The following is a 19,399-nucleotide window of genomic DNA, read 5'->3' as shown; positions in this document are numbered from 1 at the left end:
AAGTCCGGTTGCGCGCGCCGCGCCCTTTTCCCCTGACGACGCGCGCAACCCCCAACGAGCTCCGTTCGCAGTACTTATTTCGCGAGTCGCGTCATGCGCCCCGTGCGGGACCGTTCGCGCCTGCGATCAGACAGGAACCAAGGTTACATCATGAAATCGACGCCACAAGTCAACGCCAATCCGGCCGCGGGTGCATCGGGCACCAAGGCCACCACCAACGACGCGTTCGTCCGCATCGAAAACGTCGTCAAGAAGTTCGGCGAGAGCACCGCGGTAGACAACGTGAGCCTGAGCGTCGCGAAGAACGAACTCTTCGCCCTGCTCGGCAGCTCCGGCTGCGGCAAGTCCACCCTGCTGCGCATGCTCGCCGGCCTCGAAAGCGCCACCTCCGGGCGCATCTACGTCGACGGCGAAGACCTCGCGACGCTGCCCCCCTACCGGCGCCCCGTCAACATGATGTTCCAGTCCTACGCCCTCTTCCCCCACATGAGCGTCGAGGCCAACGTCGCCTTCGGCCTGAAGCAGGAAGGCACGCCCAGGAACGAGATCAGGGAACGCGTCGCCGACGCCCTGAACCTCGTGCAGATGAGCCGCTACGCCCAGCGCAAGCCCCACCAGCTCTCCGGCGGACAGCAGCAGCGCGTCGCGCTCGCCCGCTCGCTCGTCAAGCGCCCCAAGCTCCTGCTCCTCGACGAGCCCATGTCCGCACTCGACAAGAAGATCCGCCAGAAGACCCAGCTCGAACTCGTGGGCATCATCGACAAGGTCGACGTCACCTGCGTCATGGTCACCCACGACCAGGAAGAGGCCATGACCATGGCCAACCGCCTCGCCGTCATGAGCGAGGGCCGCATCGTGCAGACCGGCACGCCCTCCGACGTCTACGAATTCCCCAACAGCCGCTTCTCCGCCGAATTCATCGGCTCGACCAACCTCTTCGAGGGCAAGGTCGTCGAGGACGAGCCCGACCACATCTTCGTCGAGAGCGGGGACCTCGAAACGCGCATGTACGTCAGCCACGGCATCACCGGGCCGCTGGGCATGCCCGTGGGCATCTCGGTGCGCCCCGAGCGCGTGCGCGTCACCCGCGAGAAGCCCGGCACGCCCCACAACTGGGCACGCGGCGTCGTCTCCGACGTCGCCTACATGGGCAGCTACTCGCTCTACCACGTGCGCCTGCCCGGCGGCAAGGTGGTCGTCTCCAACCTCTCCAGCTCGCACCTCATGAGCGAGGGCGCGCCCGCCTGGAACGACGACGTCTACGTCTCCTGGTCGCCCGCCAGCGGCGTCGTGCTCACGCAATGAGGAAGAGGACACCATGAGTACTTCCCTGCCCTCCACCCATGCCTCTGCCGCTTCCGGCGGCGCGCTGCGCGTCTTCTCGCGCCTGTTCTCCCGCTTCGTGCCCTCCGGCCGCACCGCCGTCATCGGCGTGCCCTTCCTCTGGCTCACGCTCTTCTTCGCCGTGCCCTTCGTGCTCGTGTTCAAGATCAGCTTCGCCGACCAGATGATGGCCGTGCCCCCCTACACCAACCTCGTCGGGATGAAGGACGGCGTCGTCCATTTCGCCCTGCAGCTCGGCCACTACGCCTTCCTCCTCCAGGACGACCTCTACATCGCCACCTACATCAGCTCCCTGAAGATGGCGGCCGTCTCCACCCTCCTGTGCCTGCTCATCGGCTACCCCGTCGCCTACTACATCGCCCGCTCGAACCCCGCCACCCGCAACCTCCTCATGATGGGCGTCATGCTGCCCTTCTGGACCTCCTTCCTGATCCGCGTCTACGCCTGGATCGGCATCCTCAAGGACGACGGGCTCCTGAACCACGCCCTCATGGCCATCGGCCTCATCCACTCGCCCCTGCGCCTCTATCACTCCGACGCGGGCGTCTACATCGGCATGGTCTATTCCTACCTCCCCTTCATGGTCATGCCCCTCTACGCCCACCTCGTCAAGATGGACCTCACCCTGCTCGAGGCCGCCTACGATCTCGGCGCGAAGCCCTGGGTCGCTTTCACCCGCATTACGCTGCCGCTCTCGAAGAACGGCATCATCGCCGGCAGCCTGCTCGTGTTCATCCCCGCGGTGGGCGAGTACGTGATCCCCGAACTGCTCGGCGGCGCCGACACCCTCATGATCGGCCGCGTGATGTGGGACGAGTTCTTCAACAACATGGACTGGCCGATGGCCTCGGCCGTCACGGTGGCGATGGTGCTGCTGCTGCTCGTGCCGATGGCCCTCTTCCAGCACAACCAGGTCAGGCAACTGGAGCAAGGCAAATGATCAGGCCCAACCGCACCCTCTCCACCGGTGTGCTTACACTCGGCTTTCTGTTCCTGTACATCCCGATCATCAGCCTCGTGGTGTATTCCTTCAACGAATCGAAGCTCGTCACCGTCTGGTCGGGCTTCTCGCTGAAGTGGTACGCCGCGCTCCTGCAGGACGACGAACTGCTCAACGCCGCGTGGCTGTCGCTGAAGATCGGCCTGATGACCGCGTTCGCCTCGGTCGTGATCGGCACGTGGTCGGGCTATGTGCTCGCGCGCATGGGGCGCTTCCGGGGTTTTGCGCTCTTCGCGGGCATGATCAACGCGCCGCTGGTGATTCCCGAGGTGATCCAGGGCATCTCGCTGCTGCTGCTGTTCGTGGCGATGGAGCAGTTCCTGGGCTGGCCGAAGGGCCGGGGCGTGCTGACCATGTGGATCGGCCACGTGATGCTGTGCGTCTCGTACGTGGCGATCATCGTGCAGTCGCGGGTCAAGGAGATGAACCGCTCGCTGGAGGAGGCCGCGCTCGATCTGGGCGCGACACCCTTCAAGGTGTTCTTCGTGATCACGCTGCCGCTGATCTCGCAGGCGCTCATCTCGGGCTGGCTGCTCTCGTTCACGCTCTCGATCGACGATCTGGTGCTCTCCGCGTTCCTCTCGGGCCCGGGCTCGACCACGCTGCCGCTGGTGGTGTTCTCGCGGGTGCGCCTGGGGCTCAATCCCGAGATGAATGCGCTGGCCACGCTCTTTATCAGCGCGGTGACGATCGGGGTGATCGTGGCCAACCAGATCATGATGGCCCGCGAGAAGAAACGCATGCGCGACATGCAGATGGCCTTCATCCAGCCCGATCCGGCCGGGGCGGAGCCGCCTGCCGCGCCGGTGGGCGCCGTGGGGGCGCCGCTGGGACGCCGCGCGGCGTGATTCGCGCCTGATTCCGGCGCGCTCCGGGTCGGGTTGCGATCCAGCCACGGCCCGAACCGCAAGCACCCGCAGGGCCTGAGAGACATCCGAACCTGTATCCGTAGTACACCGAAGCACAACCCGAAGCACAAAGCGAAGCGACAGCGCACGGTCCACGTGCGGAAGAAGGGCGGGCGGTCCCGGGGACGGACTGCACGCCGACGGGGGTTTGCGCACCCCATGCCGAAGTCTTTGCAGGAACGACCCACAAGGAGAATGTTGATGAGGAAGAAGTTAATCTGTCTGCTGGTAGCCGGAGCCCTGCCAGGCCTGGCCATGGCCGATACGACCAGCGACCAGATCAAGGCCCTGCAGCAGGAACTCAGTTCGCTGCAGAAAGAAGTGAAATCGCTGAAGACGGAGCTCGCGCAGTCGAAGAACACGAAGGCCACGGCGCAGACCGCAGCGGCAGCAGCACCGGTAGCCGCCGCTCCGGCCCAGGAAGTGGACGCCTCCTCGCCCGGCTACGGCAAGGCGCCCGCGCACCTGACCAACGACGATCTCGACGCCATCAAGCAGCAGGTCGCCAACCAGCAGCTCAAGGTCGATTCGCTCTCCGACGCGGCCAACACCGGCCCCATCGCCGGCCTCTCGATCACCGGCTACATCGACCCGAGCTACATCTACAACCGCGCCGCGAGCACCTCGTCGTTCCTCTTCGCGAACCACGAAAGCTCCTATAACTACTTCAACAGCACCTTCGGCGACCTCTACCTCGACATCAAGAAGACCTTCGGGGTCGGACCGATGGCGCCGTCTGCCGAAGTCACCCTCATGCCCAACCGCGGCAACGGCATCACGCTGCTGCAGAACGAGCACGGCAGCACCGGCGACGACATCCTGAACACCGCCGTCATCACCGTGCCGGTCACCGCCACGGGCACCTTCGTCGCGGGTCTGATGCCCAGCTTCGGCGGCTACGAGGTGCAGCAGTCCAACCAGATGCTCACCCTCACCCACGGCCTGCTCTACGACTTCTCCGATCCGGGCAGCTACGTGGGCGTGGGCTGGAACTGGTCGCCCGACGGCAGCAACTGGGCGTGGAAGTTCATGGTCGGCAACGAGCAGTACCGCACCTACGGCTCGGTCACGCAGACGGGCACCAACGCGCTGGGCGACCCGATCACCACCAGCAACAAGATCCCGACCTTCACGGCCCGCACCGACTACACGTGGTCCAGCGCGCTGGATATCGGCGGCTCGTTCAACATCGGACGCCAGACGCTCTCGAGCGCCACCAACGCCGACGGCCAGGTGGTCTACGGACCGGGTGGCCAGGCGACGAGCTCGGGGGGCTACTTCTTCTTCGGCGAGGCCGATGCCACCTACACGCTCGCGGACACGCAGTACAACGCCGAAGTGGACTACGGCCAGCAGCAGCGTGCGGCGTACAACGGCGGCAACGCGCAGTGGTACGGCCTGTCGCTGCTCGCGCACCACAAGTTCAACGCTCCGGTGGTGGGCCGCATGGGCGTGACGGCGCGCTACGACGTGCTGGCCGACGGCAAGAACGGCGGCGGGGGCGGCGGCATTGCGCTGAACGGCAACGGCATGGACCCGTACAACGGCTTCGGCATTGGTTCGGAGTGCCTTGCGAATTCGCAGGCCAACGGCGGTCTGGGCTTCGACTGCAAGGGCGCCACCCGCCAGGACGTGACGCTGGACCTGCTGTTCTATCCGACGCAGCAGATCACGGTCAAGGTGGAGTATCGCCACGACTGGGCCACGCAGCAGGTGTTCCTGCGCAGCGACGGTTCGTACAGCAGGAACAACGACCTGCTCGGCGCGCAGTTCATCTACTCGTTCTGACGAGAGCGCGGCGGATGGCGGCCTCTGCGGCGCCGTCCGCTTTTTATTTGCAAGCACAACTTTATGCTCAAATTCGCCAATCAGCCTCACGCCCCGTCTTACTACGCCGCCACCGCCAACGACACCACCCGCCATCCGGTCCTGGAAGGCACGATCGACGCCGATGTCTGCGTGATCGGCGCCGGCCTCACCGGTATTTCGGCGGCGCTCAATCTCGCCGAACGTGGCCATAAGGTCGCCATCGTCGAGGCGTCGAAGGTCGGATGGGCCGCGAGCGGACGCAACGGCGGACAGCTGATTGGCGGCTTCGCGTGCGACATCGACACGTTCAAGCTCTTCATGTCCGATGGTGAGGTCAAGCAGGTCTGGGACATGGGCCTGGAAACGCTCGACATCGTGAAGTCGCGCGTCGCGAAGCACCAGATCGACTGCGCGCTGACACCCGGCTACTTCACGGCCGCGAACAAGGCACGCGACGTCGACGCACTCAAGCGCTGGCGCGACGAAGCCGCGACGCGCTTCGGCTACGACCGGTTCCGCTATGTCGACGCGAACGGCGCGGGCCAGTACGTGCAGTCCTCGCGCTATCCCGGCGGTCTCTACGATCCCGATAGCGGCCACCTGCATCCCCTCAACTACACGCTGGGCCTCGCGCGGGCGGCCGTGGAGGCCGGCCCGCGCCTCTACGAGGACAGCGCCGTTACGCGTATTCGCGACGAAAACGGCGGCCATGTCGTCGAAACCGCGCGCGGCAGGGTGCGTGCGAAGTTCGTCGTGCTCGCCTGCAACACCTACCTCGGCACGCTGGCGCCCGAACTCTCGCGCAAGATCATGCCGGTGGGCACGTATGTGATCGCCACCTCGCCGCTCGGCAGGGAACGCATGGCTGCGCTGATGCCGGCGCAAACGGCGGTCTGCGACAGCCGCTTCGTGCTGGACTACTTCCGGCCGGCGCCCGACACGCGGCTCCTGTGGGGCGGCAAGGTGAGCTATTCGACGTTCGCGCCGCGCAACCTGGGCGAAGCGATGCGCCGCGACATGCTCAAGACCTTCCCCCAGCTCGCCGACGTCAAGGTCGACTACGCATGGGGCGGCTTCGTGGACATCACGATGAACCGCGCGCCTCATTTCGGACGCCTGAAGCCCACGGTGTATTTCGCGCAGGGCTTCTCGGGACACGGCGTCAACACCACCGGCCTGGCCGGCAAGCTGATTGCCGAGGCGATCGACGGCCAGTCCGCGCGCTTCGACCTGTTCGGCAAGATCCGCCACCGCGATTTCCCCGGTGGCGCTACACTGCGAACCCCCGCCCTCGTGCTCGCGATGGCATGGTACCGAATGAAGGATCTGCTCTGATGACCGCAAAGCTCGACGCCCAGGCGGACGCACTCGCCCGCCACTCGTACTACGAAGCCACGGCCACGCGCCCCGCGGAGGACGATCCCGTCCTGGAAGGCGTGCATGAAGCCGACGTGTGCGTGATCGGCGCCGGCTTCGCCGGCTTGTCGGTTGCGCTCGAATGCCGCTCGCGCGGCCTCTCGGTCATCGTGCTCGACGCGCACCGGCCCGGCTGGGGTGCTTCGGGACGCAACGGCGGCCAGACGCTCGTGGGCTTCGCCAAGGACGAAGTGCTCGAAAAGCAGCTCGGCCCGCAAGGCGTGCGCGCCGCATGGGCGCTTTCCATCGAAGGCGTGGGGCTCGTGCGCGAGCGCATCGAACGCTACGGCATCGATTGCGACTTCACGGCGGGCTACCTGACCGTCGCGACGAAGCCCAAGCGCATTCCCGACCTGCGCGCGTGGATGGACGCCGCGCGCTCGCGCTGGGGCTATGACCGGTTGGAGTGGCTCGACGCCGACGCCACGCGTGCGCGCGTGGCGTCGCAACGCTATCTGGCGGGCGTATACGATCCGTTCTCCGGCCACCTGCACCCGCTCAAGTATTGCCTCGGCCTCGCCGCAGCGGCGCGGCGCGAAGGCGCGCAATTGTTCGCGCACACGCGCGCACAAGAAGTGGTACGCGGCGCGCGGCCCGTAGTGCAGACGCCGCGCGGCGAAGTCCGTTGCCGCTTCGTCGTGTCATGCTGCAATGCCGCGCCGGGAGGCGTGCTGCCCACGCCCGTTGCCGCGCGCATCGCGCCGATCGCCTCGTACATCATCGCCACGGAACCGCTGGGCCGCGAACGCGCCGATGCGCTGATCGCCCAGCGCGCGGCGGTGTGCGACAACAACTTCTTTCTCGACTACTTCCGCGTTTCCGCCGACAACCGCATGCTGTTCGGCGGCCGCGCCGATTCGACGGGTGCCGCGCCCGCGCAGTTGACCGAGGCGATGAGCAAGCGCATGACCGACGTGTTTCCACAACTGGATGGCACGCGCGTGGAGTATGCGTGGGGTGGGTTCGTGGACGTGACGCGCAATCGGGCGCCCGATTTCGGCGCTATCGATTCGAATTACTACTACGTGCAGGGATTTTCAGGGCATGGCGTCGCGCTGACGGGCATCGCGGGGCGGGTGGTCGCACAGGCCATTGCGGGCGAGCCGGCTTCGTTCGATCTGTTTGCGAAGCTGCGGCATGCGCGCTTTCCCGGTGGGCCGGCGTGGCGAAAGCCGGCGCTCGAGATCGGGATGATGTATCACCGGGTGATGGAAATGTTTTGAGGGGGAAGCGGCGCACGTGGCCGAGTGAGTCCGGAACCGCCAGGTGTGCCGTCCCTGCCACGATGCGACGAAACGCAAGTTCCCTCGTGCGCGCCCCACTCACCATCAGGCGGAAAAAAGTCGGCCCGCCCGCAGGAATCGCGGACGGGGCCGTCGGTATCGCTTAAAGGCCAGTTCAAAAAGAGCCCGGAAGGGCTGTTTACTTTCCCGTGAAACGGTTAACCTTGGATGCCTGAACAACGGATCAAGGAATGCCGGCACCTATCATCGATGACGCGCTGTGGGCACTGATCGAACCACTACTTCCGCCGCCCAAGCCGCGACACAGGCGATACCCTGGGCGCCTGCCGGTCTCGGACCGTGCGGCACTCAATGGCATCCTGCTCGTGCTCAAGACAGGGATGCGATGGAATCATCTGCCGACCCGGTTGGGCTTCGGCTCTGGAGCGACTTGCTGGCGTCGGTTGCACGACTGGCAGCAAGCCGGAGTGTGGGACAAACTGCACGGGCTGCTGCTCGACAAGCTGCGCGAATCCGGCCAGCTCGACTTCTCATATGCGGCTGTCGATTCATCGTCCGTGCGCGCCGTTGGGGCAGGCCAAAAACTGGGCCAAACCCCACCGATCGCGCACGACCAGGGTCCAAACATCACGTCCTCGTAGACGCGAATGGCGTTCCTGTCAGCGTGATCCTGACCGGCGCGAACCGCAACGATGTCACGCAACTGCTGCCGCTGGTCGACGCTATCCCGCCGATTCGCGGCACTCGCGGCCGACCGCTTCGCAAGCCCAAGGTCCTCTACGCCGACCGTGGCTACGATTCCGACTCGCATCGCCACCGACTTCGCGAACGCGGTATCAGACCGGTCATCGCCAGACGCCGCACCGAACACGGCAGCGGCCTCGGCAAATTCCGTTGGGTCGTCGAACGGACTCATTCGTGGCTCCATGGTTTCCGTCGTCTTCGCATCCGCTTCGAACGCCGATCTGACATTCACGAAGCGTTCCTCAAACTCGGCTGCTCTCTCGTCTGCTGGAACATCTTCAGCCGAGCTGAGCGGCCATTTTGAACTGGCCTTTTACGAGCAGGCCTTGCCGTAGGCCGGGTGGTCGCCGGCGGCCTTGGCCGCGGTTTCCGACATGTACTGGCCCTGCTTCGTCTTGCCGTAGAACTTGTCGCCCTGGCAATGGTAGACCTTGGACTTGGTGTTGACCCACACCTGGCCAGGACCGCCACCCGGTGTTGCCGCGGCGGCGGTAGACGCGGCCGCCGCCGGGGCACCCGTTGCCGGAGTTGCGGCAACGGGCGCGCTGGCTGCGGCCGTGCCGCTCGCGGCGGCACCGTACCAGGTCTTCAACCCCTTGTGCCCCTTGCACGCGCCCTTCTTGCTTGCGCTGCTGTTAAACGAACCGTCCTTGCACAGGCCGGTGGTGCCTGCCGGCGCGCTGGCCGGAACCTGGGCGAAGCTGCCCAGCGAAACGCACAGACCGGCGGCAAGTGCCGCAAAAAAGACTGATTTTTTCATTAGGGCTCCGTTCATTCTGAATGGCTGCAGGTCGTTCGTCGAATGCGCTCCGGGCTTACTTCACCCAGTGGCACACGCGATGGTGGTGATGGTCGAAATGGCACACTCGGTGCGAGTGGGCGTTGGCGATGGCCGGCGTGAGGACGGCGAATGCGACGGTCGTCGCGGCCAGAATCCTTGCAATGCGAGTCATGACGGTTCTCCGTGGTGGTCGAGCAGCCGGTGGTCGAGCTGCTGTCTCATTAACGGCAAGATCCGAAATACGTGCACATCGTCGTCCGCATTTTGACCATCTTTAACATTTTTATCACGACGGTACACTCGGCGCCCCCTGCTTGCCCCCCGTACGCCCCCGCAAGACCTCGTAAGGCGCCCGTCAAAGCCCCCTCCTGATTCCCGCTTCGCCAACCCCGCCTCGCCGCGAAACTTTGCATGCCCGGCGCCGAGACCCTCCCCTTCGGCGCTTTGGTCGGGGCGCGCCTCGATGCGGCGCGCCCTCTTTTTCGTCTCACTCTCGTCAAGGACTCGCCTCATGACCAGCCCTATCGGCCCCGTCAGCAATCCGTTCCCCAACGCGCTGAACTCGACAGCCGGCGGCCACAGCACGAAAAGCACCAACACCACCGGGAACGCCGACACGCCGTCGAGCCAGCAGGAAACGGTGCGGCCGACGCCACCCTCCGGTCCGCTCGGCCAGAACATCAACACCACCGCATGAGTGCTGCGCCGCTGCCCATGTCTGCCGCTCCGTCTCGAGCCGTGCAAAGACATCGCTTCGCAGTACGCATGACACGGGCCGCTTCGGCCGTCTCGCTCGCCTGCCTTGCGCTGCCGCTCAGCAGTTGCGCGGTGGCAGCCTTTCCTTGCCGGGTCGCTTCGGCAACGCTGAAGATCGTGCCGGTGGTCGGTCATCCCGCTGCCGCGCCGTTCGACACGTGTGCCGACGCGATCGACTGATCCGGGTCCTTTCGATGAAACCGGTATCGCTGCTGGCCATCGTCCTCTGCGCGGCGTGTCTCGGCACGCCGACCGCACGCGCGGATTCGCGCCCGCATGCCGACGCGGACGCAAACGCGAAACCTGTTGTCCATGCGGTTCCCCATGCTCGCGCGCACGATCGCGACAACCTGCCTTTCTCGTTTCGCGGCATCCCGCTTGGCATCCCGCTCGAAGCGTTACGCGCGTCTAGCATGGTGCGCGCGACGCCGCACGAGAGTACCCTGGTATGCGAGACCGACGTGCTGGGCGGTGACATCGGCATGCTGATGAAGAGCCGCGCGAGTCCCACGGTCGCCTGCCGATGGGCGCATCGCACCCTCGACGGCTGGGCGCCTTCGCAAGCCGTCGTGGCCGGCGCCCCCGCCGCGGATCACGTGCTGCGCTTCGCGCACGATGCGCCGGGCGAACCGCTGCGGCTCTATGAAATGTCGTTCGTCGTGGATCGCCCCACCGCGCTCGACCTGCGCAACATGCTCGCCTCGCGCTACGGCGCACCGCATCTGCACGGCGACACCACGCTGCCGCTCTTCGAGTGGGAAAACGCGTCGAGCACGATCACGCTCTGCCTGCTGCCCGACGGTGACCGCGCCACGCTCACCTACACGCTGAAGTCCGTCAGCCCGCATCCGGCGTCCGGCATGCGGACCATGCGGGTCAGCCAGTTCGACGAGGGTTGAGCCCCACGCGCACCCCAAGAATGCTTATTCGATCCAACCGATGAAGACCCTTCGCGTTCATTCTTCCCTCGCGCGTGCCAATCCGTCGGCATCCTTAATTTCCATCTGCGGGATGGCGATCGCGCTCGCCGCGTTCTGCACCGGTTGTTCGACCCCCGACTCGATCGTCAACACGCCGATGACGCCGCCGCTTGCCGATCTGCCGTTGAACGTGAACACCGCGGGCTCGATCTATCAGCCCGGCACGGCCGTCGCGCTGTACGAAACGCCGCGTGCGCAGCGCATTGGCGACGTACTCACGATCCGCCTTTCCGAAACCTATAGCGGCAGCGACAATGCCAATGCCTCGGCCAATCGTTCGAGCGATATCACGGCCACGGCCGCGGATCAGTCCACGGCCGCGGCGGCGCGTCTGGCGCACCTCTTCAACATCGGCTCGGCTTCGACTTCGTTCGACGGCACGGGCAAACGTTCGCTGACGAGCGACATGACCGGCACGCTCGCCGTGACGGTGATCAGCAAGACGCCCACCGGGAACCTCGTGGTTTCCGGGGAAAAGCTGATTTCGATGAGCGGCGAGCATCAGCGTCTGCGGCTTTCGGGCATCGTCAACCCGAACGACGTCGAAGCCAACAACTATGTCGAATCGGGCAAGATCGCCAACGCCCGCATCGAGGAGGTCGGCCACGGCCTGCTCAACGACGCCACGACGGTGGGCTGGCTTCAGCGCATGTTCCTGAGCGTGCTGACGTTCTGATCCGCCGGGCGGCGCGCAGGCGCCGCCCGGCTAGCCGCTTCACTCGTCCTCGCGCTGCAACTCCAGCGCCATCTCGACGCAGCGCTCCGCATACCCCACTTCGCCATCGGGCACGAAGACATAGCCCCGGCCCCAGACGGTCTGCAGGTAACGCGGTTCGGAAGGATCGGTTTCGATGAGCCGGCGCAGCCGCCAGATCGCCACGTCGAGGCTGCGGTTGCGGTAGCGCCCCGCCTCGCCATAGATGATTTCGATGATCTGCTCGCGCGTGAGCATCGTCATCGCGTGATTGACGAACAGCTTGAGAAATGCGAATTCGCTCGAACGCAGCGGAATGCGCTCTTCGCCGCGATAGAGTTCGCGCGAGCGGAAGTCGAGTTCGTACGGCCCGAAGCGAAACGACGCGCGGCTCTCCGGCGCGCCCGTTGCATTGGCGCCTCGGCGGCGGATGACCGTGCGGATGCGGGCAACGAGTTCGCCCGGATCGAATGGCTTGCCGACGTAATCGTCGGCCCCGAATTCGAGGCCCAGCACGCGGTCGATCACTTCGTTGCGCGCCGTGAGGAGAATCACGGGCACATCGTCGCCGCTCGCGCGCAACTCGCGCAGCGCGCTGATGCCGTCGAGCTCGGGCATCATGATGTCGAGCACGACGATCTGCGGCCGCTCGATGCGCAAACGCTGCTGCAAGGCGCGCGCCGACGGCAGCGCCGTGACGCTGAAGCCACGCATCTGGAGATATTCAGCGGTGACGTCGCGCACCACGGCGTCGTCGTCGACCAGAAAGACGGTATTTGCCATGCGGAGATCGTAAGCGACGTGGGTCGGTGGGCAAAGGTCCGGAGTCTTTCCGTTCCTTTCCCGGTGCTTGCCCTACTGGCCGTTCGAAGCGGATTCGAACGTGCCGCCCAGTTTGCGCTGGTCGACCACCATCTGATCCACCATGCCCTTGAGCTTCACCGCCGCACTCGAATAGCGATCGGTGCCGAGGCCGTGCACTTCGTAGTGCGCGGTCGAAACGATGTGGTTGTGCTCGAAGATCGCGATGTTGATGGTCGAAAGGTAGGCGCGGTTTTCGTCGGAAAAGGTCGGCTTGCCGAACTCGATCGAAGCGTTATAGACGAGCCTCGCCTCGCAACTGATCGGCTCGGTGCCGGGACTATAGAGGTCCGAACGCACGCCGCGTTCCGCAAGTGCGAGCTGCAGCGAGGGGACGAAGTCGGCAGACGTCACCATGGGATTGAGTTCGATGCAGATCGAGCCGACGTTCGCGGGCTCGCCGGTGAAGAATCTGGGCGATGAGTAGTTCGAAGCGACTGCGTAGCCGGCCTGGATCACGGAGCCCGTGGCGTCGGCGGCGGTGATGAGCGTCCAGGCGCAGCCGTTGAGCGCGAACGACGCCGCGAGCGCAGCCGCGGCCGCGCGCCAGGGCCTCGCGCGCAGATCGATACCGGTGGAGAAAGAGCAGATTTCCGGGGTCATGGAGACAATAAGGAATGCGATACGTTGAATGACACGGCGCGCAGCGCGCAAAAATCGCATTCATGATCGGCCCGGCATGCAGGCTTCGATGTTCCGGACACCGGTCCATGTTGGCTACGGCTTCCGGGGTCTTCGCGAATCTCCCGCACGGTAAGCGGCTCGCGCCATTCATTACGCCAGTGGTTTCATTAACCGGCCCTATTTGAAATGTTTCGTAAGCAACCGCCCGAAGCCACCCTTGAGCGGACCTTTGCGCGAGCACGGCTGCGCTAACTTTGACTGGCGCGCCCTACGGCAAAGCGCCGGCAGCCCGCACGGCACGCGCAATCGAGCCAGCTCGAAGGCGCCGTGCGCGCGTGGCCTGCCGCCCTTGTCACTTCAATGCAATCGAACCCGCCATGAACCGACAACCGAATCCTCATCGCGCCTCTATGCCGAATCACCGCATTTCGCGCCGCGCCGCGCTCGTTCCCGCTTTCGTACTCTTCGCGTCGCTGGCCGGCGCATCGCTCGCGCACGCGGCGAGCTTCCGCTGCCCGCACAATGCGTCCGCGTCGGAACGGCTCGTCTGTAGCGATCCGCAACTTTCCGCGCTCGACGACAAGCTGGCCGCCCTGTATCGCAGCGCCGTCGAGGCCACGCCCGATACGACCGCGCTCGAAGCCGACCGTATCAGCCAGTGGCAATGGCGCCAGCACAACTGCAAGGACAAGGCGTGCGTGGCGGACTGGTACGACCGCCGCATCGCCGAACTCCAGGGCGATCTGCAGCATGGAAAACAGGCGAGCGCGGAGCGGGTGCGCACCGGCGTGGTCGATCAGCAACTGGCGCCCACGGCCCAGGACGCCGTGCTGGAGATGAAGGGCATTACCTGCGAAAACCCGAATGCTGCCGCGAAAGCGGAGGCGCAGCCCGATTCGAAGCTTCATCTGCACAAGATGCCGAGCGGCGTGGCCGCCGACGCGCGCCAGAAGCATCTTGCCGAGGCTGCGGCGGCACACGGCGCGGCACCGGCTGCCGTGTCGGCGCCGGCGGCAACAGCGGCCGCAACGGCAACGGCAACGACAGCCGCAACGACAACTGCCGCGGCGGCAACGCCCACGCCGCCGCAAACGCCGCTCCAGGCCCAAACGCAGGAAGGCGCAGTTACGGTCCGGTAAGCCGCGCGTGTAAGGATAGGTAAGAAATCGGCTGGATCGGCTTTTTCGCCGGAACGTCGACATCGAATAAAATTTCGGCATGAGTCCACACGTTCTCATCGTCGACGACGATCCGGTCGTGCGCGATCTCCTCTGTCGATTCCTCAGAGCAAATGGCTTTGAGGCCTCCGTCCTGCACGACGCCACGCATCTCGGTCGGCGGCTCGAACGCGAGCGGCCGTCCGTGGTCGTGCTCGACGTCATGATGCCCGGCACCGACGGTCTGCGGGCTCTCGCCGCATTGCGCGCCGAGGGCGACACCATCCCCGTGATCTTCGCTTCCGCGCGCGGCACGGTGGTGGATCGCATTGCGGGTCTGACACTCGGCGCGGACGATTACGTCGCGAAGCCTTTCGACCCGCAGGAGCTGCTGCTGCGCATCCAGACCGTGCTGCGCAGGCGCGGCGACATCGTGCCGAGTGCGCCGGAGCTGCGCGAGCGCTTTCATTTCGGTCCGTTCGAGCTTGACTTCGCCACGCGCACCCTGCTGCGCGACGGCGAGCATGTCGCGCTCAGAGACGGCGCATTCGCACTGCTGAAGATCTTCTCGCGCAATCCGTACCGCGTGATGTCGCGCGTGCTGATCCACGATCTGCTGCATGCAGACGGCCTTGCGTTTCGCGACCGCAGCCTCGACGTGCCGATCTGGCGCCTGCGCCGCGTGATCGAGGACGACCCCTCGGCGCCGCGCTACGTGCAGACGGTGCGCGGCAAAGGCTATGTGTTCGTGCCGGTGCCGGAAGAAGCGCGCGGGGCGAGCGGTGCCGTCATTGGCGCATGAGCAATCCGTTCAACACGCTGTTCGGGCGCATGGCCCTGATGTCCACGCTCGTGCTCTTCGCGATCCAGGCAGGCTGGTTCGCCGTGTTCGCGCACCAGCCGCGCCGGCACGAGCTGGAAGGGTTCGAGCGCGGCCTGCTGCTCATGCTGCACGCCGCGAACGGAGCGGCGCCCAACGAGGTCGAACTCGCGCCCGCGCTGCGCGTGCACCTCGTGCCCACCTGGAACATGCCGGCCGACGTCCATCTGGAAACGCCCACGCACGAACCGCTCGCCGATCTGCGCCGGCAATTGCTGCGCGATCTGCCGCCGGGCACGGACATTCTCACCGACGCGAGCCATTCGCACGCGCTGTGGATACGCTTTGCGGGCCGTTCCGTATGGATCGTCGCGCCCATCGACCTGCCGCCGCCGCCTAACCTCATGCTCGAGGCCGGCGCGCTGCTGGCCATGTCGCTCGTCCTTTCGCTGCTTGCGGTATGGCAAATGCAGCGTCCGCTCTCTCGCGTTGCCCAGGCCGCGCGGGCGTTCGGTACGGGCCAGCGGCCCGCGCCCATGAACGAACGCGGGCCGCACGAACTGCGCGAGCTGATCGGTTCGTTCAACGGCATGATGAAGCAGCTCAACGAAGCGGACGACGACCAGGCCGTCATGCTCGCGGGCGTGGCGCACGATCTCAAGTCGCCGCTCACGCGGCTCAAGCTGCGCGCGAGCATGCTGGGCTCGGAACGCGAGCGCGAACAGATCATCCGCGAGGTCGATTCGCTCAACGACATCGTTCAGCAGTTCCTGGAATTCGCGCGCCAGCGCCCCGAAACGAGCCCCGAGGTGGAAGTCGAAGCGCTGCTGCGCGAGCAGTTCAGCGCCGACACCGCCGACGAGGACGAAGAACTCTTCCGGCTGGATCTGCGCGCCGGCCCGGGCTTTCGCATGCCGCGCACGCTGCTCGACCGCCTCGTTTCGAATCTGGTGGACAATGCGCTCGAACACGGCGCGCCGCCCATCGAGATTTCCACGCGCCGCGAAGGCCAGCACTGGTCGATCGAAGTGCGCGATCACGGCACCGGCATTCCCGCCGAACGGGTGGCCGCCGCGCTCAAGCCCTTCGTGCGGCTCGACGAAGCTCGCGGCGGCGAGGGCCACTGCGGGCTCGGCCTCGCAATCGTCACCCGCCTCACCCGCAACCAGGGCGGCCGCTGCGAGCTTTCGAATCATCCGGAAGGCGGCTTGCGCGTTCGGATCGTGCTGCCCGCCGCCTGACGCGCACCGGAGCGGCGCGCGCTAACACTCGCCTAGGCGACGAGGCGGCTGCGCAGCAGGTCGATCGTAGCAGGCGCGAGGCCGAGGCCCACCGTCAGGTAGCGGTTGAGATCGCCGTAGTTCGACTGCAGCGCGTCGAAGGCGGTCTGCAAATAGCGGCTCTGCACGGGCGGAGCGGCGTTCACCGCGTCTGCGCCCGTCGAACGGTACGCATTCGTCAGCAGAAAGTCCTTGACGACGATTTCGAGCGGCACGTTCGCAATGAGAAGCAGCAATGCGCTCGCCCATCCCACCGCGTCCACGCCCGTCCCCCCGCTGATGATCTGCGGTCCCGCCGTCTGCGCGATCTGGTTCAGCAGCTCGCCGTAAGCCGAGGCCTGCACGCGGCCGGCGACGAATGCATTCCACTCGCCCTGCATGGCCGCATCCAGCTCCTGCGCCGACATGCCCGCAAACGAAGGCGGCGTGGCCGTGCCGGGCACGTTGATCGCCACATAGCTCGCCCCGGCGACCTGCGCGTCGGGCGTCTGGCCGCTTTCCGCCGGCGTGCGCAGATCGAACACGGTCGTCACGCCAAGGCTCTGCAGCGTCGCGGCATCGGCAGCGCTGAGAGTCAGCGCGTCCGAGCGATAGATCAGCCCGCGCCGCACGTGTGCGCCGTCGCTCGTGGCATAGCCGGGCGCAGCGCCCCCCAGGTCGCGGAAGTTGGCCACCGACTTGAGGGTGGGCGTGGCATCGTCCTGTGACCCGCTGCCGCCGGAGAAATCGCCGCCGCAGGCGCTCAGCAGCGTACTCGCACAACTGCCCAGCGCAAGCACGCTAACGGTGCCCTTGATCAGTGCACGCCGCGGTGCGTTCGCGGGTGCGGCCCCGGCATGGCCCGGCGCGCCGCCGCCGAAGCTGCCCAGGATGCCGTCGAGCACGCGGCGAGGCGCGCGCTTGCGGTCTTCGCGAGACGAAGCGAACGAGGCGGAGAAACGAGAAATCATTGATTGGCAGTCGATAACAGGCGCTCGCGATGCCGCGAGCCGCGCGGGATGCGCAACAGGGCTCTATGATAATCGGTATTAAAAGAGGCCATCCTTCCGGGCTGGCCGCAAACGACAAAAAGTCTTCCCAACCCCTCCAGAATATTAGCCTTGACGCTAATAAGCGCGCTTCTATAATCGCCAGCACATTCAGGAACCCGCGCCCGGCCGCCGTGGCTGCCGCGCCTGTCTCATGGAGAGCTCCGCGTCATGTACAAAGGCAGTGTGACCGAAGATGCGCGCGAGGTGCTGCGCGCCATCGAGCTCATCCAGCTAGGCGCACGCATGCCGGTACTCGAAAAAGAGCTGAGGCTCTCGCGAACGCGCATGATCCGGCTGTATCGCGAACTCAAGGGTGCGTCGCCGCCCAAGGGCATGCTGCCGTTTTCGGCCGACTGGTATTTCACGTGGTTGCCGAACGTCCATGCATCGCTCTTCTACAACATCTATCTGTTTCTCCGGGACGTGGCGCGCTGCACGCGCCTCGATGCGCTCACGCGCGCCTACCGGCTTTATATCGAGCACTGCTATTGCACCGGCATCGAACGCGTGCTCAGCTTCACGCGTGCGTGGACCCTGCTGCGCTTTTTCGAAGGCGGACTCCTGACGCTCGCGTTCTGTCCCGTCTGCTCGGGACGCTTCGTGCGGCACGTGCACGAAACGAACAAGCCATCCGTTTGCTGCGTCTGTGCGCCGCCCTCGCGCGCGGCAACCACTCGCCTTGCGCAAGCGGCGATGCGCGAAGCCGGCGACGACGAAAGACGTACGCCCGTCTCGTTCGAGATGCCGCCGCGCGCCGGTTCCCTTTACGGCGACGTACCCGAGGAAATGATGGTGATGCTCGACGAAGTGTCGCGCACGATCAACTCGCGGCACGCACTGGCCCGCACGACTCACATCGCTCGTGCGGCCCTTTCGGAACCGGTCTGACGGCTCAAATACTGCTTCGGTCCATCGCCCGCAGCAACGCACGAATATCGCGCGCGCAGAGGCGGCACACCGCCTTGTCGTACTGGCTCGTATGGGCGTCCTGGCGGCGCTCGCAAATCTGCGCGGCGAGTTCCAGCACGCGCGCATGCGCGGCCTGCCAGATTTCCCACGCGATCTGCGGACCGCTCTGGACGTAGTCGTCGTTGTGATCGCGCTCCAGCGCATCGGGCAGGCGCGCATGCGCCTGCAGATACCGCGCGCGGTAAAGCGCCTCGAACAGCATGCGCCGCGAAGGCTCGCTCAAATCAGCCCCGCGATAGAGGCTGACGGAACCCGCTTGCGCGTCGGGTTCGTCCACATTCGACGTTAAGGTGTGCTTCATGGTGCATACGTTTGCGTCGGCGTACATGGGTGCACGCACAACCTGCGATGCCGCCATTGTGTCAGCCTCTACGATTCCGGGCGCTGCGAAATACCGCTAGTTTTTGCGCGCTTTTCGTGGACCGATACGCAGTCGCGGCGTGGGAACATCCTCCGGGCGTGTGACATGCCCTCAGGAGGCGAACATGGAACCAGTAGGTATGACGCCGGTCTCGTCCGGCAGCGTAGCGGCGAACCTGCCCGACACGGGCGCGGGCATCGCCGCGTCTGCCGCGGGCCTGCCGGCGAACGACGACTCGACGCTTTCCGGCACGAGCACGCCGGCGCCCGCCTCGCAGGACGACGCGGTCGACATCTCGCCGGCGGCCTATGCCGCCGCAGCGGCCGACGACGGCGGCGACGACGACGGCGAGGGCGTCGAGATCGACGGCGGCAACGATGTCGTGATCGTGGTGGACGATCCCGCGGATCAGCTAACTGCCAGCAATGCCGGCGACACGAGCGACACCGACAGCGGGACCGACAACGAGGCCAACGCGCAACCCATACGCTCGCTGGTAGACGGCATGCTCGGTCTGGAGCGCCCCGACCTGCCCGCGGACCCGAACGAAGCTTATTCCACCGGCCGATGGATAGCCGCGGGGCTCACGATAGGCGGCATCGTCTCGCTGTTCGTGTGAG

Annotated in this window: 23 protein-coding genes; 17 read left to right on the top strand and 6 right to left on the bottom strand. The window is 65.8% G+C overall.

The window, feature by feature from the left end:
• Nucleotides 1–150: 150 nt before the first annotated feature.
• The 8 genes from WJ542_RS24260 (at nt 151) to WJ542_RS24225 (ending at nt 8,769) form a co-directional block, all read left to right on the top strand.
• The gene (locus WJ542_RS24260; protein ID WP_411192014.1) at nt 151–1,305 is read left to right on the top strand and encodes an ABC transporter ATP-binding protein; all 1,155 of its coding nucleotides are present in this window, start codon (nt 151–153) and stop codon (nt 1,303–1,305) included.
• A 13-nt stretch (nt 1,306–1,318) separates the two neighbouring features.
• Nucleotides 1,319–2,284: an ABC transporter permease subunit gene (locus WJ542_RS24255; protein ID WP_411192013.1), complete on the top strand. Its 966-nt coding sequence runs from the start codon at nt 1,319–1,321 to the stop codon at nt 2,282–2,284.
• Nucleotides 2,281–3,192, top strand: a complete 912-nt coding sequence (locus WJ542_RS24250; protein ID WP_411192012.1) for an ABC transporter permease subunit — start codon at nt 2,281–2,283, stop codon at nt 3,190–3,192. Before WJ542_RS24255 ends, WJ542_RS24250 begins: the two co-directional genes overlap by 4 nt.
• Before the next feature lie 261 nt (nt 3,193–3,453).
• Nucleotides 3,454–5,040, top strand: a complete 1,587-nt coding sequence (locus WJ542_RS24245; RefSeq protein ID WP_411192011.1) for a DUF3138 family protein — start codon at nt 3,454–3,456, stop codon at nt 5,038–5,040.
• Between the two features lie 63 nt (nt 5,041–5,103).
• On the top strand, nt 5,104–6,396 hold the full coding sequence (locus WJ542_RS24240) for an NAD(P)/FAD-dependent oxidoreductase (RefSeq protein WP_411192010.1): 1,293 nt from the start codon (nt 5,104–5,106) through the stop codon (nt 6,394–6,396).
• The gene (locus WJ542_RS24235; protein WP_411192009.1) at nt 6,396–7,700 is read left to right on the top strand and encodes an NAD(P)/FAD-dependent oxidoreductase; all 1,305 of its coding nucleotides are present in this window, start codon (nt 6,396–6,398) and stop codon (nt 7,698–7,700) included. The genes WJ542_RS24240 and WJ542_RS24235 overlap by 1 nt, the downstream gene beginning before the upstream one ends.
• A gap of 251 nt (nt 7,701–7,951) precedes the next feature.
• Nucleotides 7,952–8,362, top strand: coding sequence for a transposase (locus tag WJ542_RS24230; RefSeq protein ID WP_411187075.1), 411 nt, complete (start codon nt 7,952–7,954; stop codon nt 8,360–8,362).
• Nucleotides 8,254–8,769: an IS5 family transposase gene (locus WJ542_RS24225; protein ID WP_411190446.1), complete on the top strand. Its 516-nt coding sequence runs from the start codon at nt 8,254–8,256 to the stop codon at nt 8,767–8,769. The genes WJ542_RS24230 and WJ542_RS24225 overlap by 109 nt, the downstream gene beginning before the upstream one ends.
• Nucleotides 8,770–8,778: 9 nt before the next feature.
• Here WJ542_RS24225 and WJ542_RS24220 read toward each other — a convergent pair whose 3' ends face one another.
• Entirely contained in the window at nt 8,779–9,225 is a 447-nt protein-coding gene (locus WJ542_RS24220; protein WP_411192008.1) for a DUF3761 domain-containing protein, read from the bottom strand.
• A gap of 55 nt (nt 9,226–9,280) precedes the next feature.
• Nucleotides 9,281–9,418, bottom strand: a complete 138-nt coding sequence (locus WJ542_RS24215; RefSeq protein WP_411192007.1) for an HHHH-motif protein — start codon at nt 9,416–9,418, stop codon at nt 9,281–9,283.
• Between the two features lie 339 nt (nt 9,419–9,757).
• Here WJ542_RS24215 and WJ542_RS24210 point away from each other — a divergent pair, with 339 nt between their 5' ends.
• The 4 genes from WJ542_RS24210 (at nt 9,758) to WJ542_RS24195 (ending at nt 11,658) form a co-directional block, all read left to right on the top strand.
• Nucleotides 9,758–9,943: a hypothetical protein gene (locus tag WJ542_RS24210; RefSeq protein ID WP_411192006.1), complete on the top strand. Its 186-nt coding sequence runs from the start codon at nt 9,758–9,760 to the stop codon at nt 9,941–9,943.
• Nucleotides 9,944–10,011: 68 nt separating this feature from the next.
• Nucleotides 10,012–10,182 (top strand): DUF6726 family protein, encoded by a 171-nt coding sequence (locus WJ542_RS24205; protein WP_411192005.1) that lies wholly within the window; start codon nt 10,012–10,014, stop codon nt 10,180–10,182.
• A gap of 14 nt (nt 10,183–10,196) precedes the next feature.
• A complete protein-coding gene (locus WJ542_RS24200) occupies nt 10,197–10,901 on the top strand; it encodes a hypothetical protein (protein ID WP_411192004.1) in 705 nt (234 codons plus the stop codon).
• A gap of 112 nt (nt 10,902–11,013) precedes the next feature.
• Nucleotides 11,014–11,658 (top strand): flagellar basal body L-ring protein FlgH, encoded by a 645-nt coding sequence (locus WJ542_RS24195; protein WP_411192536.1) that lies wholly within the window; start codon nt 11,014–11,016, stop codon nt 11,656–11,658.
• Nucleotides 11,659–11,697: 39 nt separating this feature from the next.
• On the opposite strand, the gene WJ542_RS24190 is transcribed toward WJ542_RS24195, so the two are convergent.
• Nucleotides 11,698–12,459, bottom strand: coding sequence for a response regulator (locus WJ542_RS24190; protein WP_411192003.1), 762 nt, complete (start codon nt 12,457–12,459; stop codon nt 11,698–11,700).
• A 72-nt stretch (nt 12,460–12,531) separates the two neighbouring features.
• On the bottom strand, nt 12,532–13,140 hold the full coding sequence (locus WJ542_RS24185; protein WP_411192002.1) for a hypothetical protein: 609 nt from the start codon (nt 13,138–13,140) through the stop codon (nt 12,532–12,534).
• Between the two features lie 398 nt (nt 13,141–13,538).
• On the opposite strand from WJ542_RS24185, the gene WJ542_RS24180 reads away from it, so the two are divergent.
• From WJ542_RS24180 to WJ542_RS24170, 3 genes are all read left to right on the top strand, one after another.
• Nucleotides 13,539–14,300: a lysozyme inhibitor LprI family protein gene (locus tag WJ542_RS24180; protein ID WP_411192001.1), complete on the top strand. Its 762-nt coding sequence runs from the start codon at nt 13,539–13,541 to the stop codon at nt 14,298–14,300.
• A gap of 79 nt (nt 14,301–14,379) precedes the next feature.
• On the top strand, nt 14,380–15,120 hold the full coding sequence (locus WJ542_RS24175; protein WP_411192000.1) for a response regulator: 741 nt from the start codon (nt 14,380–14,382) through the stop codon (nt 15,118–15,120).
• Nucleotides 15,117–16,379 (top strand): ATP-binding protein, encoded by a 1,263-nt coding sequence (locus WJ542_RS24170; protein ID WP_411191999.1) that lies wholly within the window; start codon nt 15,117–15,119, stop codon nt 16,377–16,379. The genes WJ542_RS24175 and WJ542_RS24170 overlap by 4 nt, the downstream gene beginning before the upstream one ends.
• A 32-nt stretch (nt 16,380–16,411) precedes the next feature.
• Here WJ542_RS24170 and WJ542_RS24165 read toward each other — a convergent pair whose 3' ends face one another.
• Nucleotides 16,412–17,368: a tyrosine-protein phosphatase gene (locus WJ542_RS24165; protein ID WP_411191998.1), complete on the bottom strand. Its 957-nt coding sequence runs from the start codon at nt 17,366–17,368 to the stop codon at nt 16,412–16,414.
• Nucleotides 17,369–17,617: 249 nt separating this feature from the next.
• Between WJ542_RS24165 and flhC the strand changes: the two genes are divergently transcribed.
• Nucleotides 17,618–18,337 (top strand): flagellar transcriptional regulator FlhC, encoded by a 720-nt coding sequence (flhC, locus tag WJ542_RS24160; protein ID WP_411191997.1) that lies wholly within the window; start codon nt 17,618–17,620, stop codon nt 18,335–18,337.
• 4 nt (nt 18,338–18,341) lie between these two features.
• Here flhC and WJ542_RS24155 read toward each other — a convergent pair whose 3' ends face one another.
• Complete coding sequence (locus tag WJ542_RS24155) at nt 18,342–18,719, bottom strand: phiTE_015 family protein (protein WP_411191996.1); 378 nt, start codon at nt 18,717–18,719, stop codon at nt 18,342–18,344.
• Between the two features lie 184 nt (nt 18,720–18,903).
• Between WJ542_RS24155 and WJ542_RS24150 the strand changes: the two genes are divergently transcribed.
• A complete protein-coding gene (locus WJ542_RS24150) occupies nt 18,904–19,398 on the top strand; it encodes a hypothetical protein (RefSeq protein ID WP_411191995.1) in 495 nt (164 codons plus the stop codon).
• Nucleotide 19,399: the final 1 nt, after the last annotated feature.

The organism is Paraburkholderia yinzeri, assembly GCF_046581065.1.
GTDB lineage: Bacteria > Pseudomonadota > Gammaproteobacteria > Burkholderiales > Burkholderiaceae > Paraburkholderia.
This window is presented reverse-complemented; position numbering and strand designations above follow the sequence as displayed.